At 67.3% G+C, this 24,422-nt stretch carries 24 protein-coding genes; 9 read left to right on the top strand and 15 right to left on the bottom strand.

Annotation, left to right across the window (positions count from 1 at the left end):
- Window positions 1-13: 13 nt before the first annotated feature.
- The 6 genes from AB2385_RS11015 (at window position 14) to AB2385_RS10990 (ending at window position 6,743) form a co-directional block, all read left to right on the top strand.
- A complete protein-coding gene (locus AB2385_RS11015) occupies window positions 14-1,585 on the top strand; it encodes a hypothetical protein (RefSeq protein ID WP_367655044.1) in 1,572 nt (523 codons plus the stop codon).
- A 25-nt stretch (window positions 1,586-1,610) separates the two neighbouring features.
- Window positions 1,611-2,546: a hypothetical protein gene (locus AB2385_RS11010; protein WP_367655043.1), complete on the top strand. Its 936-nt coding sequence runs from the start codon at window positions 1,611-1,613 to the stop codon at window positions 2,544-2,546.
- A gap of 400 nt (window positions 2,547-2,946) precedes the next feature.
- The gene (locus AB2385_RS11005; RefSeq protein ID WP_367655042.1) at window positions 2,947-3,156 is read left to right on the top strand and encodes a hypothetical protein; all 210 of its coding nucleotides are present in this window, start codon (window positions 2,947-2,949) and stop codon (window positions 3,154-3,156) included.
- A gap of 13 nt (window positions 3,157-3,169) precedes the next feature.
- Complete coding sequence (locus AB2385_RS11000; RefSeq protein ID WP_367655041.1) at window positions 3,170-4,288, top strand: ABC transporter permease; 1,119 nt, start codon at window positions 3,170-3,172, stop codon at window positions 4,286-4,288.
- Between the two features lies 1 nt (window position 4,289).
- Complete coding sequence (locus AB2385_RS10995; protein ID WP_367655040.1) at window positions 4,290-4,958, top strand: ABC transporter ATP-binding protein; 669 nt, start codon at window positions 4,290-4,292, stop codon at window positions 4,956-4,958.
- Window positions 4,959-5,123: 165 nt separating this feature from the next.
- Window positions 5,124-6,743: an FAD-dependent oxidoreductase gene (locus AB2385_RS10990; RefSeq protein ID WP_367655039.1), complete on the top strand. Its 1,620-nt coding sequence runs from the start codon at window positions 5,124-5,126 to the stop codon at window positions 6,741-6,743.
- Window positions 6,744-6,994: 251 nt separating this feature from the next.
- Here AB2385_RS10990 and AB2385_RS10985 read toward each other — a convergent pair whose 3' ends face one another.
- The 6 genes from AB2385_RS10985 to speD form a co-directional block, all read right to left on the bottom strand.
- On the bottom strand, window positions 6,995-8,698 hold the full coding sequence (locus AB2385_RS10985) for an Rne/Rng family ribonuclease (protein WP_367655037.1): 1,704 nt from the start codon (window positions 8,696-8,698) through the stop codon (window positions 6,995-6,997).
- 207 nt (window positions 8,699-8,905) lie between these two features.
- Window positions 8,906-9,304: a DUF4342 domain-containing protein gene (locus AB2385_RS10980; RefSeq protein ID WP_367655036.1), complete on the bottom strand. Its 399-nt coding sequence runs from the start codon at window positions 9,302-9,304 to the stop codon at window positions 8,906-8,908.
- A gap of 250 nt (window positions 9,305-9,554) precedes the next feature.
- On the bottom strand, window positions 9,555-10,235 hold the full coding sequence (locus AB2385_RS10975; protein WP_367655035.1) for a TIGR03936 family radical SAM-associated protein: 681 nt from the start codon (window positions 10,233-10,235) through the stop codon (window positions 9,555-9,557).
- Window positions 10,210-12,120 carry a TIGR03960 family B12-binding radical SAM protein gene (locus AB2385_RS10970; RefSeq protein ID WP_367655034.1) on the bottom strand — a complete coding sequence of 637 codons (1,911 nt, stop codon included), beginning with the start codon at window positions 12,118-12,120 and terminating at the stop codon, window positions 10,210-10,212. Before AB2385_RS10970 ends, AB2385_RS10975 begins: the two co-directional genes overlap by 26 nt.
- Window positions 12,121-12,251: 131 nt before the next feature.
- A complete protein-coding gene (locus AB2385_RS10965; protein WP_367655033.1) occupies window positions 12,252-13,136 on the bottom strand; it encodes a M50 family metallopeptidase in 885 nt (294 codons plus the stop codon).
- Between the two features lie 120 nt (window positions 13,137-13,256).
- Complete coding sequence (gene speD, locus AB2385_RS10960; RefSeq protein ID WP_367655032.1) at window positions 13,257-13,652, bottom strand: adenosylmethionine decarboxylase; 396 nt, start codon at window positions 13,650-13,652, stop codon at window positions 13,257-13,259.
- A gap of 448 nt (window positions 13,653-14,100) precedes the next feature.
- Here speD and AB2385_RS10955 point away from each other — a divergent pair, with 448 nt between their 5' ends.
- On the top strand, window positions 14,101-14,334 hold the full coding sequence (locus AB2385_RS10955; RefSeq protein WP_367655031.1) for a DUF1540 domain-containing protein: 234 nt from the start codon (window positions 14,101-14,103) through the stop codon (window positions 14,332-14,334).
- Window positions 14,335-14,362: 28 nt separating this feature from the next.
- Entirely contained in the window at window positions 14,363-14,551 is a 189-nt protein-coding gene (locus AB2385_RS10950) for a small, acid-soluble spore protein, alpha/beta type (protein ID WP_367655030.1), read from the top strand.
- A 51-nt stretch (window positions 14,552-14,602) separates the two neighbouring features.
- On the opposite strand, the gene AB2385_RS10945 is transcribed toward AB2385_RS10950, so the two are convergent.
- The 9 genes from AB2385_RS10945 to pdhA all read right to left on the bottom strand — a co-directional run bounded on the left by AB2385_RS10945 (window position 14,603) and on the right by pdhA (window position 23,653).
- Window positions 14,603-14,845, bottom strand: a complete 243-nt coding sequence (locus AB2385_RS10945; RefSeq protein ID WP_367655029.1) for a YkuS family protein — start codon at window positions 14,843-14,845, stop codon at window positions 14,603-14,605.
- A gap of 47 nt (window positions 14,846-14,892) precedes the next feature.
- Window positions 14,893-15,060 carry a hypothetical protein gene (locus AB2385_RS10940; protein ID WP_367655028.1) on the bottom strand — a complete coding sequence of 56 codons (168 nt, stop codon included), beginning with the start codon at window positions 15,058-15,060 and terminating at the stop codon, window positions 14,893-14,895.
- A 76-nt stretch (window positions 15,061-15,136) separates the two neighbouring features.
- A complete protein-coding gene (locus AB2385_RS10935) occupies window positions 15,137-16,483 on the bottom strand; it encodes a S1C family serine protease (protein WP_367655027.1) in 1,347 nt (448 codons plus the stop codon).
- A 144-nt stretch (window positions 16,484-16,627) separates the two neighbouring features.
- Window positions 16,628-18,004, bottom strand: coding sequence for a sensor histidine kinase (locus tag AB2385_RS10930; protein ID WP_367655026.1), 1,377 nt, complete (start codon window positions 18,002-18,004; stop codon window positions 16,628-16,630).
- A 7-nt stretch (window positions 18,005-18,011) separates the two neighbouring features.
- Entirely contained in the window at window positions 18,012-18,704 is a 693-nt protein-coding gene (locus tag AB2385_RS10925) for a response regulator transcription factor (protein WP_367655025.1), read from the bottom strand.
- 105 nt (window positions 18,705-18,809) lie between these two features.
- A complete protein-coding gene (gene lpdA, locus AB2385_RS10920) occupies window positions 18,810-20,222 on the bottom strand; it encodes a dihydrolipoyl dehydrogenase (RefSeq protein ID WP_367655075.1) in 1,413 nt (470 codons plus the stop codon).
- Between the two features lie 8 nt (window positions 20,223-20,230).
- The gene (locus AB2385_RS10915; protein ID WP_367655024.1) at window positions 20,231-21,553 is read right to left on the bottom strand and encodes a dihydrolipoamide acetyltransferase family protein; all 1,323 of its coding nucleotides are present in this window, start codon (window positions 21,551-21,553) and stop codon (window positions 20,231-20,233) included.
- A gap of 20 nt (window positions 21,554-21,573) precedes the next feature.
- Window positions 21,574-22,554, bottom strand: coding sequence for an alpha-ketoacid dehydrogenase subunit beta (locus AB2385_RS10910; protein ID WP_367655023.1), 981 nt, complete (start codon window positions 22,552-22,554; stop codon window positions 21,574-21,576).
- Entirely contained in the window at window positions 22,547-23,653 is a 1,107-nt protein-coding gene (pdhA, locus tag AB2385_RS10905; protein ID WP_367655022.1) for a pyruvate dehydrogenase (acetyl-transferring) E1 component subunit alpha, read from the bottom strand. Before pdhA ends, AB2385_RS10910 begins: the two co-directional genes overlap by 8 nt.
- Window positions 23,654-23,974: 321 nt before the next feature.
- Here pdhA and AB2385_RS10900 point away from each other — a divergent pair, with 321 nt between their 5' ends.
- Window positions 23,975-24,301, top strand: coding sequence for an ArsR/SmtB family transcription factor (locus AB2385_RS10900; RefSeq protein WP_367655021.1), 327 nt, complete (start codon window positions 23,975-23,977; stop codon window positions 24,299-24,301).
- Window positions 24,302-24,422: the final 121 nt, after the last annotated feature.

Here is a 24,422-nt window from a genome sequence, read left to right as displayed (position 1 = left end):
GGGAGGGTTTCTCATGCAGATCGCCGACGCGCCCGTCCGCTGGCAGAACCGGGTGTACACCCACAACACCCTGGAGTGCATTGCGGCGATTACGACAGCCCTCAAGGTCAGGCGGGTGCCGGATGCCCCGGTCAGCCCGCACCTCAGACCAGTGCTTGGGCGGCTCCTGTCTCACAAGGACCACCCGGCGATGACGCTCTCTCTCGCACTCCTGGCCCTGGGCTTCCCCGAGAAAGAACTGGCCCGTTTCGCCTGCCTCCACGGCCCGCTGCCTGCGATGGAGCGGCTCGGGGATTACCCGGCAGACATGCTTCGGAGGGTGCCGGTTCGGCGCCTGAGGGAGATCTTCCGCTGTGAGGACACGCCAGAGGCCGTCCTCGACCTGTACGCTGACGCCCTTCGGTCGTTCTGGGCTGCCTCCAGGCTTGCGGACGCCCTGCATGAGCTGCAGGGCGTGGTGCGACAGGCGGTTCAGGAAGTGCAAGCTCTGACTGACGGGGCGGACTACGCCCGGCAGGTCGCCGAGTTGCTTGGACTCGCTGAGGACATCGAGCTGCATTTCATTCCCGTGGTCTTCTTCGCCCGGAAGATGGAGCGGTGCGGATTCGACCTCCCTCTGCCAGGGCGAAGGGCCATCGTTCTCTGTTTCGGTTACGAGGGCTTTCCCGACGCCGCCGTGGACGGGTTGAACCGGCAGTGGCTGCGCCTCGGCTCGTACTACCACGTCGCCCAGGCGCTGTTGCAGCCGTTTTTCCCTGCTCTGCGCGAGGAGGTCCAAAGAAGCGCAGCACTTGTCGAACCGCTGCGAGGGCTTCCCTCCTTCGCTCAGTACAAGGATTGGCAGACCACTTTCTACAAGCACGTGGTGACTGCGGTCTGCTCGATCCTCGAGCGGCGCCACATCGGAGAGTACGCCTACCGCTATTTGGCACGCTATCACGCCGGATCAGGCATGCTGTACACCGGGTTCTTCGCGGACGAGTTCGAGCGGCTCATAGGGATGGGAACACCCCTGGCCACGGCACTCCGGGAGTTGGCCCGGCGAGTCTGCGCTGCGCAGAAGGTACTGCTGGCCAAGGCCGCCAGCCTGGAGTTTCAGGGCTCGCTCAAGGAGTGCCTCACGCCCTACTGGGCAGCCAGGGGCCCCGCACGCCTTTACGTGGGCAGTGTCGACGCCGCAGAACGGGAGCGGCTGATCTCGCTGGTGCAGAGGGCCTGGGGTGCGGTGGACACGGGGCAGGTGACCAGCCCACCGGAGTTCACCGGCCGCCCTGTGATCTGCTGCGGGCCCGCGACGGACCCTGTCATCCGCCGGCTCCTGTCGCAAGTCGACATCACCATCGCTCCCACCTTCATCCGCGTGAGGCAGAGCACCTACCACGGTGAGCACCTGCACCTCCTGGCCGTCGGTCGTCAGCCCGACTCACCCTCGGCCTGGTGGGCGCTCCATGCCACCTGGGAGTCCCGCGACGTTCAGGATTCGCCCCCGCTGTCCCACCTGGCGTCTGATTATGTCATCATGCGCGGAGGCCAGGTGGTGGGCGAGGGGAACTACGTACTGGAGCTCGTCCCGGCTGGCGCGTGAGACGGGTGCCGTGGTGGGGATCAAGATGGTTGGACCCTACATGGAACGTTACCGGAGCGAGATCATGCCCGTGGCGGAGGAGTATCAGCGGCTGATCGTCGCACACTGCACACGGCTGCAGGTGGATCCGGTCGATATCCCGCACCAGGAGACGGACCTGAACAACCTCTTTCACACGTTCGCCTGGCTTTTCCGCCCGACCTTTGCGGACGTTCCCGTGGAGACCTTCCAGAGAATTGCCCTGGTGGGACGCTACTACCTTACCGAGGCCCTCATGATGGACCGCCTCTGCGACGGGCAGTGCCACTGGCCCACCGCCTATTGCCTGTTTCCCTCCATCATCCAGGAGTGCACCCATACCATACTGGCACAACTCTTTCCGCCCGATTCTCCCTTCTGGACCTTGTTCAGCGAGCAGCAGTGGAACTACCGCCGCTGCATCGTCTTGGAGAAGCAACACCACGGCCGGCTCGTGCCCTACAGTCAGGACGAGTTCGAAGCCATCGCCACAGGCGTGATGGCAAAGGCCAAACTGGTCACCGGAGCGCTGGCCTACCTCTCAGGACAGGTCGACCTCCTCGGGCCTGCTTTCCGCAGCCAGGACCAGTTCGCCCTGGCCGACCGAATTCTCGATGACATCGCCGACTGGCGCGAAGACCTCCGCGCCGGCAATTTCACCAGCCTGCTAACCGACGCCGCCTTGGGCCTGGGGGTAACCGACCCAGAGGAACTGGACGAGGAAAGGGTTGGCCTGGCCCTCTATCTGGACGGCCATGTGGAGCGATATCTGCAGATGGCCCTGGCCGCGACGGAGTCCGCACTGGACGACGCCATCCTCCTGCGCAGCAAGGCATGGTGCGAGGTCCTCCTGGCCGTACGGGAACAGGCCCGGTCGCAGTTGGCCAGCCTGCGGCGGGTCCTCCGGAAGCTCGGCGTCGAGCAGGTGCGTCACCGTGGGTAAGGTCACATCGCACTGGCGCCGGACCGCCTCCGACCTCCAGACGGCTGTTGTGCGCCGTCGACTGGCCGGTTGACCGCCGGAAGCTGCCCGGATTCTGGACCCACGGGTCGACGCTCCACTCACCCGGCCCAGCTGCAGTTCCGCATGCGGGGCTGGTTCATCTCGCAGCCGTCGCGTACCGGCGCCGCCCTGATGGCGCTCGGCACAGACGCTCCCGACGCCGTGGCGGAGCGGGCGGTGGCGGACCACCTAGCCGTCGCCGCACGGCAGCCACCCCGGGCCGGATGGTCGCAGCGACCCCGCGGAGGAGGCATCTAATTCTCGGAAAGCACCGTAGTGGCCCCTTGGGAAGGAGGAGAACAGATTGTGGCTCCGGCCTGTTACGCGAAAGCATTTGCCGGTGAGTGAAGAATGGAACGCAGACCTTCTGGCCGAGGAACTCGAAACCCAGGTCTTTTACGACTGTACGGTCAACTTCTGCTGTAGCATCAACGAAAACGACCTTTCGATCCCGTGCGACGAACGGGCACTGGCCGTCCAACTGGCCGGCCTGGCCGCGCTCGGCGGTGCGATCTTCTACTTCCACCGCAAGCGCACGCCCAAGCAATAGGAGGAGTACAACCGTGCCGCGGCCTTTCTCCCCATTTCGCTACTTTCTCCGCCACAAGCGGAAGAGTGTCGCGCTGATTGCGGGGTTGATGCTTTCCATGCTGGTCATCGCTTTCGTGGGTGGCATGATCAGCAGCGTCGAAACCAACATCCGGCTCGCCCAGTCCTTCAGCGCTCACTTCTCCGTCGTCCAGGCCCTCACGCCGGAAGGGATCCCGGAAGAGACGCTGGCCGCCATACGATCCCACCCTGGCGTCGCCGCCGTCTACCCCGTGAGCCAGCTGCAAACCCAGGCACCGCTCCTGGCCGGAACCACCACCGTTCCGATCTTTGCCATGGACGCGGGCGACCTGGCCCTGTTCGCCCGGGACTTGAACATCACCGTGCTGGAGGGCCGGTTGCCCGCCGCTCCGGGCGAGATCGCTCTCTCCAGCCAGATGGCCACCGCCAAGGAGTGGCGCGTCGGCGACGTAGTGGGCAGTGAGGTAAGGGAGGGCGAGGCCCTCCGGGGACGCTTCACGGTCGTGGGACTGCTGGGGGACCAGCCGTACACGGCTCTGGCGGCGACCGACCGAACCGCCGCCGGCGTCCCTGGTTATGTTGTGCTCGCCAGGCCGGACCAGCGAGCAGAGACCGATACCTGGCTCGCGACCGAGGTCGCGGTGGAAAACGAGATTCGCGTGATCACGAAGCAGTCGGTGGAAGAGTCGCTGGAGGGCGAGATCGGCACGTTCAGCCTCATCCTTGCGCTGTTGACCGCCATCGTGACGGTTACCAATACGGTAGTGACCACGCTGCTGGCCTACATCTTCGTTGCCGAACGCAGGCCGGAGTTCGCCCTCTACCTGGCGCTGGGGCAGCCGCCAGGCCGGGTGATCCTGCGAGCCCTGACGGAGATGTCCGCCGTGCTCTTCGTGGGCTGGGCCCTCGGCATGGCCGTCACCACCGGTCTCTTCTGGTGGGTAAAGGCATCGTTCTTCGCGCCTCGGGGGCTGGCGTTCACCGTGTGGAACCCAACGATCCTCCTCCACACCCTCCCCAGCCCCGTCCTGATCACCGTCGTGCTGGCGGTGGTGCTGACGCTCATGCTGTCGCGCCTGGACTACATCTCTGTGATTGAGGGGCGAAACTAACGTGCTCGAAGCGAGGAACCTGGTTTGCGAGTACAAGGACGGCTCGCGCCGGCTGCGGGTACTTGACGGGGTTTCGCTCAGCCTGCAGCCCGGGAAAAGCTTGTGCATTGTCGGTCCGTCAGGGTCGGGCAAGTCAACCCTCCTGTATGTGCTTGCCGGGCTGCGGGTGCCGACCAGCGGGAGTGTCAGCTATCGCGGCCGCCCCCTGGAGACGATGAGCAACGCGGAACGGGTGCGCCTGCGCGCCCGGGACTTCGGCTTTGTCTTCCAGCAGCATTTTCTGGTGAAGCACCTGACCGTCATGGAGAACATCTTCGTCTCCGCCCGCAGCCGGAGCCGCGAGACGCTGGCATACGCCCGATACTTGGTGGAGCGGCTGGGACTGAAGGGGCTGGAACATCGCTTCCCCGCCAGCCTCTCGGGTGGGCAGCGCCAGCGGGTGGCCCTGGCCAGGGCGCTGATCAACCGCCCGGCCATCCTCTTTGCTGATGAACCCACGGCCTCCCTGGACTCAGATTCCAGTGCCAGTCTGATGCAATTGCTGGCGGAACTGCGGGGAGAGACCGCTCTGATCATGGTCACCCACGACACCCGTCTCCTGGACCAGTTCGACCGCACGATGGAGCTGGTGGAGGGCAAGTTGCGGCAGGTTTCCAGGCGAGTCAGCTAACTATTGACCATCAAGCAGGCAAAGGGTACAATTAAGTTACGTAAGTTGCATAGTCCGATGGTGGAGTTGAAGGAGAGCCATCGGCAGTTTCGGAGGAACCGCCCGCGCGGAACCTCCGGTCTGCCTCTGGCTCTCCTTTTTCCGTCAGCGAGAGGAGGTCTGGTCGTGAACCGAACGGACATGATCCGGAGCCTGGCTTCAGAACCCTTCGATCTCCTCGTGGTAGGCGGCGGCATCACCGGTGCCGGCGTCGCCCGGGAGGCCGCCCTGCGGGGGCTGAAGGTGGCCCTCGTCGACGCAGGCGACTTCGCCAGCGCCACCAGCAGCCGGTCGACCAAGCTGATCCACGGTGGCCTCCGGTACCTGAAGAACTTCGAGTTCCGCCTCGTGCGCGAGTCGGTGGTGGAGCGACAGCACCTGCTCTTCATGGCGCCCCACCTGGTCAAGGCCACGTCCTTCCTGTTCCCCGTCTACGCGGGCGACCCCGACCCGCTCTGGATGCTGCGCATCGGCCTCACGTTCTACGACTGGTTCGCCGGCAGGACCAACCCGATCCCGCACCGGATGCTGGGGCCGGCCACGCTGCGGGAGCGGGAGCCCCTGCTCCGGCCCGACGGGCTGAAAGGCGGCGCCTTGTACGCCGACTGCCGCACCGACGACGGCCGCCTCACGCTGGAGGTCATCCAGTCGGCCGCCACCCACGGTGCCGCGGTGGCCAACTACGCCCGCCTGACCGCCTTCCTGAAGGACGGCCGCGGCCAGATCGTCGGGGCTACCGTCGCGGACCAGCTCACCGGCGACACTTTCACCGTGCGGGCGGCCCGTGTGGTGGCCGCGGCGGGCCCCTGGGCCGATGCCGTGCGCCGCCTGGACGATCCCGGCGCCCAGCCAATCCTCCGCCTCACCAAGGGCGTCCACCTGGTGGTGCCGCACAGCCGGCTGCCCATCCAGCACGCGGTGGTGATGCGGGGCCGCGACGGCCGCATGATGTTCGCCGTCCCGTCGGGCCCGTGCACCTACATCGGCACCACCGACACCGACCACCGCGGCGACCCGGCAGCCTACTCGATCACCCGGGCCGACGTCGACTACGTGGTGGATGCCGCCCGCCGCCTCTTCCCCGAGGCGGGGCTGAGCGAGGCAGACATCATCGCCGGCTGGGCGGGTTTCCGGCCGCTCCTGAAGCCGCAGAACGAGGTGAACCCGTCGGCCACCTCCCGCGACTACAAGCTCTTCCACAGCCCGTCGGGGCTGGTGACGGTGGGCGGCGGGAAGCTCACCGCCTTCCGGGCCATGGCCAGCCGAATCGTCGACGACGTCTTTCCCGCCACCCGGAATCCCGCCCACCTCGCGGCCAGCACGGCCCCCCTGCCCGGTGCCGCAAGCAGGCTCCCCGACGAGGCGCTGCGGCGCCGCCTGGCTGCAGAGACCGGCGCCCCCCAGGATCTGGTGGACCGGCTGGCCGACCGGTACGGTGCTGCGCTGACGCAGGTAGCCGCCGAGGCCCGGGCCGTCGCGGCGGAAGACCCGGAGCTGCGCTGGCGGCTCGCCCAGGCCCGCCACGCAGTGAAGGCCGAGATGGCCGTGCACCTGGTGGACGTCGTGCGCCGCCGCACCGACCTGCTGCTCTTCACGCCCCACAACGGGCGCCCCTACCTGAACGCTTTGGCCGACGAGATGGGCGCCCTGCTGGGTTGGAGCGAGGCGCAGAAGCAGGCGGAGATCGCGGCCACCCTGCGAGAGATCGACGCCATGTTCGCCTGGAAGCGGGAGGGCGGCGCCTAGCGGGCGCCGGTTCCTGCTTCGCATCGGCTCGTGAGCGCGACCGGGGACGCCCCGCGCAACCGGGAAGGGCACCGCAGGCGGCCAGGGCGGGCGCTCGTCTGCAGCGCGAAGGGACCCGGATCTGGCGTGGCCAGGTCCGGGTCTTGCGCACGTACCCCTCGACGCTTGTCGCCGTACAGGATGCACCGCTGCTGGGCGTTTCGCCCGGCGCTTGTCGTCGCCCGGCGCGCACTGCCATCCGGAACAGCGGCTCAGCCCTCGATCAGCCGCGCCCTGGCATACGTGCGGAAGGCCTTCACGATCTCCGCCCGCACGACCTTGCCCACCAGCCGGCCAGCGTCGGCCACGTCGATCACGTAGCCGTCCACCCGGGCGATGCCGTCGGCCGGATTGGCGGCGTGGGTCTCGTCGATGCGCAGGTCGAGCACCTGGCCCGCCGTCACCGGCAGCGCCCGCGCCTCCACCTCCTCCCGGGTGCCCATGGCCTTCAGGCTCCACGACTCCGGGTGGATCTCGCTGTTGCCGCGGATGTAGATCGTCCGGGCGAGCTCCTCCTCCAGCGCCCGCAGGTTGGCACCGCCGGGGCCGATGAGAAGGGCGGCCACGGAGGGGTGGACCTCGATCAGCAGCGCCTCGCTGGACGACTGCTTCATGATGCGCCGGATCTCGGCCCGCACCCGGTGTGCGGTGGTCTCCTCGTTGAAGATGCGCCCCCGGCCGTCGCAGTACTGGCAGGGCCTGGTCAGAGCCTCGCTCAGGTTCTGGCGCGACTTCTTGCGGGTCATCTCCAGCAGCCCGAGCTGGGTAAGGCCCAGGATGTTGGCCCGCGTGCGGTCCCGCTTCAGGGCCTCTTCCAGCGTCTGAATCACCTGCTGCCGGTGGTCCTGCCGATCCATGTCGATGAAGTCGATGATGATGATCCCGCCGATGTCCCGCAGGCGCAGCTGCCGGGCGATCTCTCTGGCGGCCTCCAGGTTGGTCTTGAACACGGTGTCGGCCAGGTTGGTGGAGCCGACGAACTTGCCGGTGTTCACGTCGATGGCGGTGAGCGCCTCGGTCTGGTCGATGACGATGTAGCCGCCGCTCTTCAGCCAGACGCGCTTGCGCATGGCCTTCTCAATTTCCGCCTCGACGCCGTAGTAGTCGAACAGCGTCTGGTCGGTGCGGGTGTACAGCTTCACGCGGTCCCTGAGGTGCGGGGCGTGCAGTTCCACCATCGCCAACGCCGTTTCGTAGGCGTCCTGCCGGTCCACCAGGAAGAGCGCGACCGAGTCGTCCAGCCCGTCGCGGACCAGCCGGTGGATCAGGCCGAGATCGTGGTAGATCAGCGCCGGAGCCCTGGCCCCGGCGGCTTCCGCGGCGATCTGCCGCCACTGCCGTTCCAAGAAGGCGGCGTCGTGAGCGAGTTCCTCCTCTCCCGCCCCCTCGGCCACGGTGCGCACGATCAGCCCCATGCCTTCCGGTTTCACGGCCTGGGCGATCTGCCGGAGCCGCTCCCGCTCGCGTTCGTCGGTGATGCGCCGGCTGACGCCGATGTAATCCGACTGCGGCATCAGCACCAGGAAGCGGCCGGGCAGGGTAAGGTTGCGCGTCACCCGGGCCCCCTTGGTGCCGATGGGCTCCTTGACCACCTGCACGAGGACCTCCTGGCCGCTGCGCAAGAGGTCCTTGATGGTCTGGCGCTGACCGCTCGGGGCGGAAACCGCCTCGCCGTCCACCTGGGCCCGGCCCAGCTGAGCATCGTCCACATAGAGGAAAGAGTTGCGTTCCAGGCCGATGTCGACGAAGGCCGCCTGCATGCCCGGCAGCACGTTTTCGACCCGGCCCTTGTAGATGTTGCCCACGATGCGCTGGTGAACCGGGCGCTCGATGTAGATTTCAACCACCTCGCCGTCTTCGAGCACGGCGGCGCGGGTCTCGTCGATGTCGACGGTGACGAGAATCTCCTTGCGCATCAAAAAAAGCCCCCATCTCTATTGGGGTTGGTCGTACCCGGGAATAGTATCCCAAGTATGTTGGACTTCTTCTCCCAGCAGGCAGACTCCTGCACGCCCCGGTCCCCTGAGGGGCGCGGCCAACCCCGGAAGGACCGGCGGGCCCACGGGCCCCGGCGCGGCGCACGGCCCCCCGGACCTCCGGAGAGCCGTGCACACCGCAGCCACTCAGTACCGCCGCTCCACCACGACGGTGTAGTCCATCGCCAGCGCCACCACCGTGCCCAGCGCCGTCAGCACCGGCAGGATCAGGGTGAAGACCACCGCGCCCGTGAGGGGCAGGTTGAGGATCTCGACGCCCTTCGGATCCCGCACGATGATGCGGTTGACGTTGCCCTCGTGCAGGATGCGCTTCAGGGTCTCCACCAGATCCTTGCCGCTGACCTTCAGCTCCTCGGTGAAGCCGCCCGGCTCCGCCTGCACCTCCTCCTGCTCCCGCTCCAGCTGAATCGCCGCCAGCACGGTGTCCCAGTCGTTGGCCTCGAGCACCTCCCGGGCCCGGGCGTACGAGATGTTGAACCGGCTGCGCAGGAGGTCCATCTTCACCAGTTTCTCCCGATCCTCCATTGCACGATCCCCCTTTACCCCGCAAGTTCATGCGGCCGATCCTATTGGGAAAGACGCCCGCCGCCCGCTCACCCCTTCAGCATGGCCATCGAATGTGAGCGGCAGACGGAGGGCCTCCCCGAGGGCGCCGGATCGGGCGCTCCCTCTACCGTACGGGAGCCCCGCCGGATGCCCGGAGGTTCGCCACCCACGGCCCACAGAACCCTGGTGAAAACGCCCGCCTCCCCGGGGGAGACGGGCGTCTGTTTCATCAGAGCCGCCACGGTTCCGCGCAGGCCCCGGTCCCGGGGTCGCGCCGGTAGAGCATCAGCCGGTGAACCTGGGTCAGCTCCGCCCCGGAAAGGTCCGGCGACAGGGCGACCAGGCCGGCCCACACCTCCTCGGGCTTCAGGTTGCCCTCGGAGCCGGTCTGCACCAGCGCCCGCAGCTCGCCGGGGCCGGTGACCGTCAGCTCGTAGACCTGCGGCCGGATGTTCACCGCCTTGGGGCCGCTGCGCCCCTCCCGGGTGACCACCACCTCGCCGGCCGCCAGGAAAGCGGCCGCGGCCGACCGCAGAGCGGCCTCTTCGGCCCCCGTCACCGTGAGGCGGTACGCGGCGGCGTTGATGCTCGCCATGAGCGAGTCGCCCGCCTCGGGGGCCGGGCGGGCCTCCAGGACCCGCACGCCCTCCGGCAGGTGCGCGTTGGCCCGGGAGACGAAGTCGCCCGGGTCCACCGGCTCCGTCAGGTCCACGTCCAGGAACTCGCCCTCGCTGCTCGTCCCCGTGGCCAGTGCGGAGGCGTAGCTGATGCGGGGGTGGGGGTTGAACCCCTGGGTGAAGGCCAGGGGAAGACCGGCGCGCCGCAGGCCCCGCTCCACGGTGCGCTGCAGATCCAAATGCGACAGGAAACGGGCCAGGCCCACCTTAGCCAGGCGAATCCGCAACCGCAATGTCATTCTCTCCCACAAAGCCCGCGGGCTTCAGTGTCGGCAGCACGTTGTACTTCATGCACACGCCGCAAGTCTCGCAGTTCTCCCACCGGCAGTCCTCCACCTCCTGCTCGGCCATCGCCCGGCGGTGGTCGTCGATGAGCCAGTCCCGGTCGATGCCCGGGGAGAGGTGGTCCCAGGCGAACCGCTCGCCGTAGCCCTTCTTGCGGTAGGTGTAGAACGCGATGTCGACCCCGGCCTCCTCGCACGCCCTGAGCCACAGCTTGTAATCGAAGTGCTCGTTCCAGCCGTCGAACCGGGCGCCCATCTGCCAGGCCCGCAGGATCGCCGGAGCCACGCGCCGGTCGCCCAGCGAGAGCAGCGCCTCGATGTGGCTCACGTCGGCCTCGTGGTACTTGTACTCGATGCGCCGGTCTTTCAGGAAGCGCTTGATGTACTGCTGCCGCCGCCGCGCCTCCGCCAGCGTCACCTGCGGCTCGAACTGGAACGGGGTGTGGGGCTTCGGCACGAAGACGGAGACCGAGATGGTCACCCGCACCTTCCGGGCCTCCTGACGGCCCAGCTCCTCCTCGGCGATCTCCAGGGCCCAGTGGCCCTTCTCGGCGATGGCCTCCAGGTCCGCGTCGGTCTCGGTGGGCAGGCCGAGGATGAAGTAGAGCTTCACCGCCCGGTAGCCGCTCCGGAAGGCGGCGCGCATGGCCTCGCGGATGTCCCGGTCGGAGACGGTCTTGTTGATCACCCGGCGGATGCGGGCGGAGCCGCCCTCCGGCGCCAGCGTGATGGAGCCCTTCCGCACCTTGCTCACCGCGTCGGCCAGGGCCACCGAGAAGGCGTCCACGCGGGTGGAGGGCAGGGTGACGTTCACGCCCTGGCACTGCAGCTCGTCGGACAGCCGGCTCACCGTCTGCCGCACGTCGGTGTAGTCTGCCGTGGAGAGCGAAACCAGGGACAGCTCGCTGTAGCCGGTGTTCTGCACGATCTCCCGCGCCAGCCGCTGCACGATCTCCGGGGAGCGCTCCCGCACCGGCCGGGTGATGTAGCCGGCGTGGCAGAAGCGGCAGCCGCGGGTGCAGCCCCGGAAGACCTCCACCTGCGCCCGGTCGAAGACGATCTGCGTGTTGGGCACCACGGGCCGGGTGGGGAAGTCGACGGCGTCCAGGTCCTTCACCGTCGCCCGATCGACCACCGCGGGCACCCCGGGCTCGGTGGGGCGGTACTCCCGAATCGTGCCGTCGGGGTTGTACGACACCTCGTAGAAGGCCGGCACGTAGCAGCCGGTGATCCGGGCCATCCTGAGGAGCAGGTCCTTGCGGTCCTTCCGGCCCTCGTTCTTCCAGGCCTTGTAGGTGTCGAGGATCTCGTGGATGACCTCCTCGCCGTCGCCCAGCACCGCCACGTCCAGGAACGGAGCCAGGGGCTCGCAGTTGAAGGCGCAGGGCCCACCGGCGATCACCAGCGGATGATCGGCGGTGCGGTCGGCCGCGAGCAGGGGCACCCCGGCCAGGTCGAGGCAGGTGAGGAGGTTGGTGTAGGTCAGTTCGTAAAGCAGCGGGAAGGCGATGATGTCAAACTCGCCCACGGGCGTCCAGCTCTCCAGGGTGAAGAGCGGGATCCCCTCCGCCCGCATGGCCGCCTCCATATCTGTCCACGGCGCGTACGCCCGCTCGCAGCAGGCATCGTCCCGCCGGTTGATCTGGTGGTACATGATGAGCGACCCCAGGTGGGACATGCCCACCTCGTACGCGTCGGGGAAGGTCCAGGCGACCTTCAGCTCCACCTTGCTGTGGTCCTTCACCACGGCGTTCCACTCGCCGCCGGTGTAGCGGGCGGGCTTGGAGACCCGGGGCAAGAGCCGCTCGATGCGCTCGCGCAGGGTCTCGGCCATGCCGTCACTCCTTTGCTCGGTCGGTGATTGCGATCACCTACGATGTTACGCCAAACCGACGACTAAGTAAACGGAGATTTAACATAATCGGGCCCCGCCGCTGCGGGCGGGGCCGTATGCGCCATCCGGCGCTACCGATCCAGGACCTCCTCCACTGTCGCCCGGGGGCCCAGTTCCTGGAACGCGTCCAGAATCTCCGCTTCGTGCAGCGTGCCCACCGGCAACAGCGCCCGATCCACCACCAGCACCAGGTGGTACCGCCGGGCCGAGAGGTGTTCCAGCACCTCGCCGATGCGGGTGCCCTCCACGACGACCAGGGTTCCCCCGGGGATGAGCCGCTGCCGGGCCATCCGCTGCCGCTTGTGCAGGAAATGCCGGTACGAGCGGAACACCGCCTCCTCCCCCTCCGCCACCGCACCCAGCGCCAGGAAGAGCCCGCCGACCAGAGGGGTGAGGAACAGCTGCCCGGTGCGGGCCAGAATGGCCAGCGCGGCCGTGAACATGGCGACCCCGGAGAGCACGCCGATCCGGGCGCTCCACACCGTGGTGAGGCGATAACCCCAGCGCTGCGCCAGCAGACCCCGGAGGGCGCGCCCGCCGTCCAGGGGCAGGGCGGGAATCAGGTTGAAGAAGGCCAGGTTGGCGTTCACGTGAAAAAAGAAGCGCAGCAGCGACGGGTCGAAGAGCGCGTCGCCCATCAGGAAACTGGCCAGCCCCGCCAACAGGAAAGACTGTACCGGACCCGCCAGGGCCACGGACACCTCCGACTGGGGGTCCAGCTCCAATGCCGCCTCCAGCCGCGCCACCCCGCCGAAGGGCGTGAGCAGCAGCGAGTCCACGTCGACGCCCAGCAGCCACGCCACGATCAGGTGGGCCAGTTCATGCGCGGCCAGGGAGCCGACCAGGATCAACGCCTCCAGGTAGTAGCCGCTGGCTGCAGCCGCCAGGAGGGCCAGCAGGAAGAGCCAGTGCACCTCCACCCGCACGCCGGCGATGCGACCCAGCCTCAGGGCCACGGCCACCCCTCCCACCGGAGTCTATGGACGGGCCCACGGCTTCATGCCGGGCGGCGGCATAACAAAAACGAGGCCTCCTTCCGGAAAGCCTCGTGATAAAGCTGCTTAGGAACCGCTACGCTAGTTGGCGGCTGCGAGCTGGAGCTGCTTGAGGTCCTCGATGGCTCCGCTACCACGGCGGAGGGCTCGATACCCCACTACCCGACCTCCCAGCGTCGCCTTGATGTAATCGCAGGCGACCTCCGGATCGACGGTATAGCCGCAGGTGTAGCAGTCGATCGCAGCAAAGCCCTCTTCGGGATACGTGTGGATCGAGAGGTGCGACTCAGAGAGCACTAGCACGCCGGTCACGCCCTGAGGGCTGAACTGGATGAAGCTCTCACCTACTACCGTGGCTCCGCAACGGGCTGCGGCCTCATACAACACGTTCCTCAGGAAAGCGACGTCGTTCAACTTCTCGAACGCAACCTCGCGCAGATCCATGGTAATGTGGCGGCCATAGGTCGAGTAGGCCATGGTAGAAACTCCCCCTTTGGCAGATCATTTCTAGCCCTCTCAAGCTAGACGGGACCATCGTCACGCCCACGGGGGATAAAGTCGGGCACAGCCCCAACCCTTTAAGGCGTGCTAGGTTCCTATTCGGATCCGAAACCGTGTGTTGAGACAATCCCAACCCCCAGATCAACGCGGCTTGCTCCGGATGGAGCACTCATGCCGTACAATAACACGGATTGTACCGGAGACCCCGTTGAAAGTCAATATCCGTGATTGCACGTGCAGCCCGTTGCTTGGTGTGGATTGTCACCCCTGTAGCAAGGGGTGGCAACCTACCACAATATATCGCGTTCTGCCCTCCGCTGCAAGTGCCTTGTTGACAAATTGGCAGTGATGGTCTTCGGCCCCCCTGCGCGTGCATGTATGCGCGGGCCCATTCGGGCCGAGACTAAACGGGGAGGTGAATGCGATGGCCAGCCAGCAGGTTCGCTGCACCGTCAGCAGCTGCTACTACTATGCCCCTGGCAACAACTGTGCCGCCGAGACGATCATGGTGCGGGCCAACCCCGCCACGATGGGCCACACCGACTTCGAGACCGGTGAAATGGGCGGCCAGGCACGGCAGTCGAACCAGACGCTTTGCGAGACGTTCATCCCCCAGGAGAAGGGACCGAAGCCGGGGATCAACCGCATCAAGGACTGACCTCATCCGGCGCGGGAGGAGGATTGCCATGGCCCGCAGACGATCGCTGCTCTCAGAGGAAACGAAGCTGCATCTGGCGCGCATGCAGGGAGCCGGCGACCGGGTTCAGCCAGGCGATTACGGCCAGCTGACCTCCCGGGAGGCCGGCAACATGGTGAAGTACGCGATCCAGATCGCAGAGCAGGCCCTGGCCGGACAGTCGCAGCAACGCCAGTAGCCAGAGTCAGGGGGGGCTTCCGCCCCCCCTGACGCCTTGCCCCGCCACCGCTCAGTGCAGGGCCCGCTCCTTGACCTGCCGGATGACCTCGTCGACGGTCATGCCCGTCGCGTCGATCACCGGGAACGGGTTGCCGTTGGTGTCGTGGATACCCATGAAGTTGTTGGACAGACCGGTGACCACGGCCGCACTCACGCCCTCCATCCGCCCGGGCGAGAGCTTGGTCACCACGTACCCCTCGGCCTGCAGGGCCTCCCGGATGTGGCTAAGCCCGTCTTCCACCGCGATCCGCATCGACACCACCTCCGCACAGGGCTTGTCGAACGGGACGGGGACCAGGCTTAGTCTGCGCGGGGACGCGCTTTCGATTCACGCGCCTGGTTGCGGCTCCGCTGCTCCTGGGGCGCCCCGATCTGCGGGTCGTCGGGGCTGTCCTGGGCCACCAGCGATGCTGCGCCGTGCTCGAGGCCCGGAGGCTGCTCCTCGGCCGGGCGCCTCTTCTCGCTCATCCTGCGATTCCTCCTTTCGCGGGCTCGGCTCCCACAGCCCTAGTCTGCCCGCTCTCAGGAGAAATCTCCGCCTGCGCTAGCGGTTGTCCGGCCGGGCGCCCAGGGTGGCCTGCACAGTCACCTCCTGGCCGTCGCGGATAATCGTGAGCTCGATCGTGTCGCCGACCTTGTACCCACCGATCCGGCTGGCCAGTTCGTTGCTGTTGGCCACCTTCTTGCCGTCCACCGCCACGATCACGTCAGCGCTCACCAGCACGGCGAACCGGCCGTAGGTCTCCACCACCGGCTCCCGCAGGCCGGCCTTCTCGGCCGCCGATCCGGGCTCCACGTCGGTGACCAGGGCCCCCTCGGTACTCTGCAACCCGAGAGCCTTGCGGTACGCCTCGGTAACATCGGTCAGGTAGACGCCCAGGTAGGGGCGCTGCACGTTCTGCCCCGACATCAGGGTGGGCAGAATCTCCTTGGCGGTGTTGATGGGCACCGCAAACCCGAGGCCGACGTTGCCGGAGAGGTAGGACGGCGCCTCGATGGCGGTGTTCACGCCGATGACCTCGCCGCGGCCGTTCAGCAGCGGGCCGCCGGAGTTGCCGGGGTTGATCGCGGCGTCGGTCTGGATGGCGCCGGGAATCGTCGTCGTCTCCTCGGTGATCTCGCGGTTCAGGGCCGACACGATGCCCGCCGTCACGGTGAACTCGTGGCCGTACGGATTGCCGATGGCGATGGCCAGTTCGCCCACCCGCACTTCATCCGAGTCGCCCAGGGGTGCGGCGATCAGCTGCTTGTCGCCGGGATCCACCTTCAGCACGGCCAGGTCGCTGGTGCGGTCGGTGCCCACCACCTGGGCGTCGAGGACGGTGTCGTCGATGAACTTCACCCTGATTGCCTCAGCACCCTCGACGACGTGGTAGTTGGTGAGGATATAGCCCGCCGGGTCAACCACGAACCCCGAACCGGTACCCTTCGTGCGGTACCAGCCCTGCTGGACGGTGACCTCGACCGAGACCACCGAAGGCGATACCCGCTCGTAGATGCTCGGGATCACGCTGGCTCCCGCCTCGGCCACCGTCTGGGCCACGGGCTGCAGGGGGCTGCCACTGGACTGCACGCTCGGGATGTAGCCCGACGGACTCGCCGCCGCCTGGTTCCGCATCAGGAAGTAGGTGGAGCCGCTGCCCACGGCCGCCGAGAGCACCACCAGGGCGACCGCGGCGGCGACGAGCCGCCAGCTCGAGCCGCGCCGCCGCTCGTCCCGCTTCGCCGCAGGCGGCTCCTGCGGCGGCAGGGCAGGCAGCGCGGGCGGCGCCGCCGGAATCTCGGGCAGCTCCATCTCCGGACGCTCCTCCGACGACTGCGCCGCGTTCAACACCTGGGGCTCGTCCGTTGCGGCCGGCTCGCTGGCTCGGCGCTCGGTCTCTTCGTTCACCGGTCCTTCTTCCGGACTCGGCCTGTTCCCGAAGTTATCGTCATACATGGACTAAGTCCCCCTTATTGCACCGGCGTTCTCCTTGGAGCGTCTTCATCATAGAACCCGCGACTGAAAGAGATCTTAAGCCTCTCTAAGAGGAAGCTAAGAATTGGGGCGCTGCTCGCCCGGCCGGTACACGGGCAGCCAGAGGCTGAAGGTGGAGCCCTCGCGCAGCTTGCTCTCTGCCGTCAGCCGCCCACCGTGCATCCCGGCCACCCAGGAGGCGATGGCCAGGCCGAGGCCGGTGCCCCCGCGCGACCGCGCCCGGTCGGCGCGGTAGAACCGGTCGAAAATGCGGGGCAGGTCCTCGGGGGCGATGCCCTGGCCGGTGTCGATGACCTGCAGGACGACTCCGTCGCCCTGGCGCCCCGCCCGCACAGTGACAGATCCGCTGGACGTGTACTTGAAGGCGTTGTCCAGCAGGATCAGGAGCGCCCGGCGGAGCCACTCCGCATGGCCCAGCACCATCACCCGGTCGAGGGCCTCGGGCAGTTCGAGACGGAACTCCACCTGGTGCGGCAGGGCCTGCGCCTTGTTGCAGACGTCCCGCACCAGCAGCCCCAGCGCCAGCGGCTCCAGCTCCGGCTTCTGTCCGGCGTCTGCCCGAGCCATAGCCAGCAGCTCCTCCAGGAGCTGCGACATCCGGGCCGCCTCGGACTTCATGTCGGCCAGCGCCTCGGGGTCCAGGGTCCCGGCGCGCTCCAGGTAGTCGATGTTGCCGCGGATGATCGTGAGCGGCGTGCGGAGCTCGTGGGAGGCGTCGGCCACAAACCGCTTCTGGGCATCCACCGCCGCTCCCAGGCGGCCGTAAAGGTCCTGCAGCTGGTCCAGCATGCCATTGAAGGTGTGGACCAGCCTGCCCACCTCGTCCTGCGGCCCTTTGTAGGGTACCCGCAGCCCCAGGTCAGCTGACTCCCCGATCGCCTCGGCAGCCTCCGCCACCCGCTGGATCGGTCGCATGGCCCGGCCGGCCAGGAGCCAGGAGACAGCACCCGTGATCAGTGCAAACGCCACTGCGGCCGCGGTGAGCAGCGGCCGGAGACGCCGGAGCACCTGCTCTAAGAGCTGCAGGGGCTGCGCCACCTGTATCCAGTACGTCGGCGTATCGCCCACGTAGACCGGCAGGCTGTAGAGCCGGTACGGCTCCCCGTAGGCGTCGCGCTCGAAGGTGAGGGTCGCCTTGCCCGCCCGCGCCTCCGCCGGAAGCGGGAAGGTGCCGAAGTCACTGGACTGCGTGACGACGCCTTGTGTGCTGCGCACCAGGATGAAGGTCGACCGGCCCGCCAGGCTCCGCAGCGTGGGCAGATTCCAGGTCAGCGGTGCGCCCTTGGCCACGTCCCAGGCGACCGACCTCAGGTTCGCGTCCACCTGGTTCACGTAGCTCCAGCGGAACACCCAGTAGAGCAGGAAGCTGAATATCACGAGGGCGGCCGTCAGCTGGGCCGTGTACAGCAAGGCGAGCCGCAGCCGAAGCGACATCGTTGGCTCACTCCTTCAACACATACCCGACGCCGCGCACCGTCTGGATGAGCCGCGGCTCGCCCCCAGCCTCCAGCTTCGACCGCAGGTAGCCCACGTAAACCTCCAGCACGTTGGACTCGCCGGAGTAGTCGTACCCCCACACCTTCTCCATCAGGGTGTCCCGGGTGAGGACCTGTCGCGGGTGGCTGAGGAACACGTGCAGCAACTCGTACTCCTTGGCGGTGAGCGTGATGCGCCGCTGGCCGCGGAAGGCTTCCCGGGTGGCCGTGTCCAGCTTGAGGTCGGCGTACTGCAGCACCGGCAGGCTCTCGCCGCCTTCGCCGGGGCTGGCCGCGCCCCGGCGCCTGAGCGCGCGCAGCCGCGCCAGCAGCTCCTCCAGGGCGAACGGCTTCACCAGGTAGTCGTCGGCCCCCTGATCCAGCCCTTTTACCCGGTCGGTCACCGCATCGCGCGCGGTGAGCATCAGGATCGGAAACTTCTCGCCCGCTGCCCGGACGCGGCGGCAGACCTCAAGGCCATCCACGTCGGGCATCATCACGTCCAGCACCATCAGATCGGGCGGGTCTGCGGCGATGCTGCGCAGCGCCTCCGTCCCGCTGTTGGCCACCACGACATCGTACCCTTCCAGCGTCAGGCTGCGGCGCAGAAATGCGGTGATCTTGGGGTCGTCATCCACAACGAGAACACGGGGCGGCATGGTGGCACCTCCCTGAAGTGCAGGAACGGGATTCTTGCACCCTTAGTATAGAAGACGAACAAAAGGGCCGGAAGACTTTGGTCTTCCGGCCGCCAAGATGTGCGCTTACCTCTGCCCTGCCTTCTCGATGCCGTGCACCCACGAAAGGGCGGCCTCGAGGATGCCCTCCGAAAGCGTGGGGTGGTAGTGCGGCGTGAGTGCCACGTCCTCCACCAGGGCCCCCATCTCCAGGGCCAGGGCCACCTCGCCGATCAGTTCCGAGACCTCAGGGCCGATCATCTGCGCCCCGAGCAGGAGACCGCTCTTCCGGTCGCCCACCAGCTTCACGAAGCCGTCGGACTCGCCCATGGTGAGGGCCCGGCCGACCGCGGCGAAGTTGTAGCGGGTGACCACGGGGTCGTAGCCCTTCTCGCGGGCCTGCGCCTCGGTGAGGCCCACGTAGGCAATCTCCGGGTCGGTGAAGATCACCGCCGGCACCGTCAGCCAGTCGGCCGCGGAGGGACGTCCGGCGATGGCCTCGGCGGCCACCCGCCCCTGGGCGCTCGCCTTGTGGGCGAGCATCACCGGCGAGCAGACGTCGCCGATGGCGTAGATGTGGCGGACGTTGGTGCGCATCTGGTCGTTCACCGGGATGAACCCCTTCTCGTCCACCTGCACCCCGGCTTTCTCCAGCTGCAGCCCCTCGTGGTACGGCCGCCGGCCCACCGAGACCAGCACCTTGTCCGCCGGGATCTCGTGGACCTTCCCCTCGCCGTCCTCCACCTTCACCTTACCGTTCTGCAGGCCGCCCGACGCCTTCGCGTTCAGCATCACGGTGACGCCCAGCCGGCGCAGGCGACGCATCAGCACGTTGATCAACTCCGGGTCAGTGCCGGGAAGCAGTTGCCCGGTCGCCTCGACGATGGTCACCTGCGAGCCGAGCTTGGCGTAGGCGATGCCCAGCTCCACGCCGATGTAGCCGCCGCCGACCACCAGGAAGCGCTCCGGCACCGACGGGAACGCCAGCGCCCCGCGCGCGTCCACCACGTTCTCCCCGTCCAGCGGGAAGAACGGCGGGTTGATCGCCTGGGAGCCGGTGGCGATGATCGCGTACTTGAAGCTGTACGCGGCCGTGCCGCCGTCGTTCAGCTCCACCTCCAGGGAGTGGGGATCGGTGAACCGGGCCTTGCCCTTCACCACCTCGACTTGGGCCGCCTTCATCAGCGAGGCCACGCCGGTGGTCAGCCGCTTGATCACCTTGTTCTGCTTCCACTCCTGGGTTTTGGCGAAGTCCACCTCCACGCTGCCCTTGACCACCACGCCCCGCTCCGCGGCGTTGTTCACCTTGTGCACCAGGTCGCCTACGGAGATGAGCGCCTTGGACGGGATGCAGCCGTGGTTGAGGCACGTGCCGCCCAACTCCTCCTGCTCGATCAGGGTGACGTCGAGGCCCAGTTGGGCCGCACGCTGGGCGGCCACATATCCGCCGGGACCCGCGCCGATGACCACCACGTCGGTCCCGGTCTTGATGGAACCCATGACCACGTCTACATCGCCTCCATCATCAGCAGGGTCGGATTGCTCAGCAGCTCCACCAGCCGGTTGACGAACCGGGTGGCCATGCCGCCGTCGATGAGCCGGTGGTCGAAGGAGAGCGCCAGATAGGCCATCTTGCGGACAACGATCTCGCCATCCCGCACCACGGGCCGGTCCATGGTCTTGCCGACGCCCAGGATCGCGACCTCAGGATGGTTGATCACCGGGGTAAAGAAGAGTCCGCCGATGGAGCCCTGGTTGGAAATGGTGAACGTGGAGCCGCGCATCTCGTCCGGCTGGAGCTTGCCCTGTCGCCCCCGCTCGATGAGGTCGTTCATCTCGGCGGCGATGGCGAACACCGACTTCCGGTCCGCGTCCTTGATCACCGGCACCAGGAGGCCGGCCTCGGTGTCCAGGGCGAAGCCGATGTGGTACGACTTGCGCAGCACGATCTCCTGGGCCTCGTCGTCGATCATCGCGTTCAGGTAGGGGAACTCCTTCAGGGCCACGACGACCGCCTTGATGATGAAGGGCATGAAGGAGAGCTTGATCCCCTTCTGGGCCGCCAGTTCCTTCGCCTGGGCGCGGAAGGCCAGGAGGTCGGTCATGTCCACCTCGTCAACCACAGTAACGTGCGGAGCTGTATATTTCGACTTCACCATCCGGTCGGCGATCACCTTCCGGATGCCCCGGAGCGGAATCCGCTCGTCCGCCGGGCCTGCGGCGACGGCAGCGGCGGGCTGGGCGGACGGCGCCTCGGCCGGCCGGGCAGGGATGGCGGCCTGGGCTTCGGCCGGGGCGGCCCCGCGCGCGGCGAAGGCACGCACGTCGTCGCTGGTCACGCGTCCGCCGGGGCCGGTGCCGGGCACCTGGTTGATGTCTACCCCCAGTTCCCGGGCCAGCTTCCGGGTGGCCGGGGTGGCCAGGGCGCGCCGCGGCTCGGCCGCACCGTCAGGGGCCGTGGCTGCGGCCGGAGCAGCGGCAGCGGCGGCCGCCGGGGCCACCGCCTCGGCCTGCGCCTGGGGCTGCTGCCCGCCGGGTGCGGCCGCGGCCACGCCGGCGGCCACCTGGTCTGCGGTGGGCAGGGCGCCGCCCTTCCCATCATCAAAGATGACCACGACGCTGTGAACCTTGAGGATGTCTCCCGGCTGGCCCAGCAGCTTCACCACCTTGCCGCTCACCGGCGAGGTGATCTCCACGGCAGCCTTGTCGGTTTGCACCTCCATGATGGGCTGGTCCTCGGTGACAGTGTCACCCTCCTTCACCAGCCACCGGATGAGCTCTGCCTCGTGCAGGCCCTCGCCTACGTCAGGCAGCCTGAATTCGAATGCCATGGTTCCGCGCTCCTCTCGTGCTAGTAGGTCTGAACTGCGCTGACAGCCTCCAGGACGCGCCCGGCATCCGGGATGTACAGGTCCTCAGACATCAGGTAGGGCATGGGCACGTCGAAGCCGGTCACGCGGGCCACCGGCGCCTCCAGGTAGTCCAGGGCGTGGTCGTTGATCAGGGCGATCAGTTCGCTGTGGAAGCCGCCCGTACGCGGCGCCTCGGTCACGACCACGACGCGGCCGGTCTTCTTCACGGAGGCCAGGATGGTGTCGAGGTCGATGGGGTTGAGCGAGCGCAGGTCGATCACTTCGGCCTGCCACCCGTGCTCGGCCGCTGCCTTCTCGGCGGCCTCCAGGGCGGTATGGACGTGCACGCCGTAGCTCAGGATGGTCACGTCCTTGCCCTCGCGCACAACGGTCGCCTTCCCGATAGGAACCGTGTAGTACCCCTCGGGAACCTCGGCCCGGAAGGCCCGGTAGAGCCGCTTCGGCTCCATGAAGAGCACCGGGTCCGGATCGGCGATGGCCGCCAGCAGCAGGCCCTTCGCGTCATAGGGGTTGGAGGGAACTACGATCTTCAGCCCGGGGTTGTTGACGTACCAGGCTTCAATGGACTCGGAGTGGTGCTCCAGAGCCTTGATGCCGCCCCACGAGGGAACGCGCAGCACCAGCGGGCACGAGAACCGCCCGCGGCTGCGGTGGCGCACCCGGGCCACGTGGTTGACCAGCTGCTCGTGGGCAGGAGCCAGGAAGCCGTCGAACTGCACCTCCACCACGGGCTTCAGGCCGTTCACGGCCATGCCCACGGCCGCGCCCAGGAAGCCCGACTCCGCGAGCGGGCAGTCGATCACCCGGTCCTCACCGAACTCCTTGATAAGCCCATCGGTGGCGCGGAAGACGCCGCCGTTGACGCCAATGTCCTCGCCCAACAGGACCACCGTCGGGTCCTGCCGCATGGCGACACGGAGCCCGTCGTTGATCGCCTGAATCAAGGTCAGCTTAGCCACGCGCCATCCCTTCCTTCCTGGACAGATAGCTCTTCAGGTACTCCTTCTGCCGCACCAGGCTCGGGGTGGGCTGGGCGTACACATAGTCGAACAGCTCGTCCACCGACGGACGCGGCAGCGACTCCGCCTCGGCGACCGCCGCGGCCACCTGCTCCCGGGCCTGGTTCCACAGCGCCTCGTCGTCGCTGTCGGACCAGTCGCCCTGGGCGGTCAGGTACCGGCGCAGCCGCTCGATGGGGTCCTTGGCCTGCCACTCCTCCAGTTCTTCCTGCGTGCGGTAGCGCTTGGGATCATCCGACGTGGTGTGCGGGCCGTAGCGGAAGGTGAGCGCCTCCACCAGGGTGGGACCGCCGCCGCTCCTGGCCCGCTCGATGGCCTCGTGCATCACCGCGAGCACGGCCAGCACGTCCTGCCCGTCTACCCGCACGCCCGGAATGTCGTAGGCCAGGGCACGCTGGGCGATCGTCGGGGCCTTGAACTGCCGGCGGTTGGGCGTGGAAATCGCGTACTTGTTGTTCTGAATGAAGATAATCGCACCCACGTTGAAGACCGAGGCGAAGTTCAGGGCCTCGTGGAAGTCGCCGGGCGAGGTACCGCCGTCACCGGCGTAGCCCACCGCCACGGTGTCCTCCCCCTTCAGCTTGCCGGCCCACGCCGCGCCCACCGCGTGCAACAGTTGGGTCGCAATCGGGATGGAGATGGGGAAGGCGTTGACGCCCTCCGGCGCCCGGCTGCCCATCTCGTCACCCATGAAGTAGCGCAGGATGTTGACGAAGGGCACACCCATCACGTGCATGGCGCCGTGATCACGGTAGGTGGGGAAAATCCAGTCCTTGTCGGGCCGGAGTAGGTAAGCCGAGCCGACCTGGCAGGCCTCCTGCCCGCTGAAGGGGGCGAAGGTTCCCATGCGGCCCTGGCGCTGCAGGTTCAGGCAACGCTGGTCGAAAACCCGCAGGTAGACCATCTTGCGGTAAACGTCCTTGATCTGCTGCGGGGTCAGCAAAGCGGGCAGAGGCTCCTGGAGCGTCCCGTCGGCGTTCAGGATCCGGCGCACGGGAAACAGCTGCTCGACCTCAAGCGCCGCAGTGCGCAGTTCCATGTGGTTCCCTCCTCGTTGCTTCACCGGCCGGTCCGGGCGGGCGCGTCGCCGCGCTTCCCGGGCCAGACCCACCATATCTTGCCGCTGAATTGGTGCTCGATACGGGCGGATTCGTGCAGTTCGCCGAAATTCGGTTGACGCGGGCACCTTCCGCCAGCTATACTTTTTGACTTCGAATGTTACATATCGGATATGGCCCTGGCGAAAAGTGCTTCGTCATCCTTCGAGGCTTATTGACAAATGGTTCAATCTTCGCGATGATAATTGCAACGGGTGATAAATTTCTATTTAAGGGGTTAGTTGCCTGGGAGGTGTGACGTGATGGAACAGGACCGGCGCATTTACGAAATGCAGGCACGCCTGTGCCAGGTACTGGCCAGTCCGAAGCGGCTGGAGATCCTCTACACCCTCAAAGACCGGGAGATGACGGCCGGCGAACTCGCCAAAGCGGTCGATGTTACCATGCCCAACCTGTCGCAACATCTTTCCCTGATGAAGCAACACGGCCTGGTGGAGTCCCGCAAGGAAGGGCTCAACATGTATTACCGGGTCGCCTCTGACCAGATTCTGGAAACGCTGGCTTCGGTACGGAAGGTGCTCGTGGAGCAGCTGGCGCGCCAGTCGAAGCTCCTCGAGCAGGTGAAGTAGCGCGCCCCCCTGGAGGCGCGGAGCGGGACGGGCCCGCTCCGCTTAGTGGCGCGTGACGAGGCGGTGAGCGCGGAAGAGGGGGGGGGCGGGGGGGTGCGGGGGTGACACGGCCCCCCAACCC

It is taken from the genome of Symbiobacterium sp. (genome assembly GCF_040797425.1).
In the GTDB taxonomy this organism is placed as follows: domain Bacteria; phylum Bacillota; class Sulfobacillia; order Symbiobacteriales; family Symbiobacteriaceae; genus Symbiobacterium.
The sequence above is the reverse complement of the archived record's forward strand: the minus strand, read 5'-3'. Positions and strand labels throughout refer to the sequence as shown.

Excerpts from the sequence above, each read along its gene's own strand:
- speD (WP_367655032.1), bottom strand. The coding sequence starts at position 13,652 with ATGGCCTACTCGACCTATGGCCGCCACATTACCATGGATCTGCGCGAG.
- AB2385_RS10985 (WP_367655037.1), bottom strand. The coding sequence starts at position 8,698 with ATGCGCAAGGAGATTCTCGTCACCGTCGACATCGACGAGACCCGCGCC.
- pdhA (WP_367655022.1), bottom strand. The coding sequence starts at position 23,653 with ATGGAACTGCGCACTGCGGCGCTTGAGGTCGAGCAGCTGTTTCCCGTG.
- AB2385_RS10955 (WP_367655031.1), top strand. The coding sequence starts at position 14,101 with ATGGCCAGCCAGCAGGTTCGCTGCACCGTCAGCAGCTGCTACTACTAT.
- AB2385_RS10940 (WP_367655028.1), bottom strand. The coding sequence starts at position 15,060 with ATGAGCGAGAAGAGGCGCCCGGCCGAGGAGCAGCCTCCGGGCCTCGAG.
- AB2385_RS10945 (WP_367655029.1), bottom strand. The coding sequence starts at position 14,845 with ATGCGGATCGCGGTGGAAGACGGGCTTAGCCACATCCGGGAGGCCCTG.
- lpdA (WP_367655075.1), bottom strand. The coding sequence starts at position 20,222 with ATGGGTTCCATCAAGACCGGGACCGACGTGGTGGTCATCGGCGCGGGT.
- AB2385_RS10980 (WP_367655036.1), bottom strand. The coding sequence starts at position 9,304 with ATGGAGGATCGGGAGAAACTGGTGAAGATGGACCTCCTGCGCAGCCGG.
- AB2385_RS10930 (WP_367655026.1), bottom strand. The coding sequence starts at position 18,004 with ATGTCGCTTCGGCTGCGGCTCGCCTTGCTGTACACGGCCCAGCTGACG.
- AB2385_RS10925 (WP_367655025.1), bottom strand. The coding sequence starts at position 18,704 with ATGCCGCCCCGTGTTCTCGTTGTGGATGACGACCCCAAGATCACCGCA.
- AB2385_RS10900 (WP_367655021.1), top strand. The coding sequence starts at position 23,975 with ATGGAACAGGACCGGCGCATTTACGAAATGCAGGCACGCCTGTGCCAG.
- AB2385_RS10950 (WP_367655030.1), top strand. The coding sequence starts at position 14,363 with ATGGCCCGCAGACGATCGCTGCTCTCAGAGGAAACGAAGCTGCATCTG.
- AB2385_RS11010 (WP_367655043.1), top strand. The coding sequence starts at position 1,611 with ATGGTTGGACCCTACATGGAACGTTACCGGAGCGAGATCATGCCCGTG.
- AB2385_RS10970 (WP_367655034.1), bottom strand. The coding sequence starts at position 12,120 with ATGGCCGAGACCCTGCGCGAGCGCATCGAGCGGCTCTTGCCCCGGGTC.
- AB2385_RS11015 (WP_367655044.1), top strand. The coding sequence starts at position 14 with ATGCAGATCGCCGACGCGCCCGTCCGCTGGCAGAACCGGGTGTACACC.
- AB2385_RS10915 (WP_367655024.1), bottom strand. The coding sequence starts at position 21,553 with ATGGCATTCGAATTCAGGCTGCCTGACGTAGGCGAGGGCCTGCACGAG.